Annotated in this window: 1 rRNA gene; it reads right to left on the bottom strand. The window is 32.0% G+C overall.

What is annotated here, in order from left to right:
* Positions 1-67 (bottom strand): 16S ribosomal RNA (locus EN845_RS34420); the annotation flags it as partial.
* Between the last annotated feature and the right edge of the window lie 252 nt (positions 68-319).

A 319-nucleotide genomic window follows, 5' to 3' on the forward strand; every position in this document is an offset into this window, starting at 1 on the left:
GCTCGACTTGCATGTATTAGGCACGCCGCCAGCGTTCATCCTGAGCCAGGATCAAACTCTCCATAAAAATATGATGTTTGATTAGCTCATAAAATACTAATTTGTGTTATTAATAACACGTTGTTTTGATTCAACATTTAATGTTGAAATCGGAATTAACGTTGACATATTGCAATTCAGTTTTCAATGTTCATTTGTTTCAATCACAAGAATTAATTCTACAGGTTTTAACTTTGAAAGTCAAGAACTTTTTAAAATTAATTTGAAGTCGTGTTTTGAAATATTGTTATGTGTGTCGTTTTGTTTCGTAGATCGGAAG

Source organism: Mesorhizobium sp. M8A.F.Ca.ET.202.01.1.1 (genome assembly GCF_004791595.1).
Lineage (GTDB): Bacteria > Pseudomonadota > Alphaproteobacteria > Rhizobiales > Rhizobiaceae > Mesorhizobium.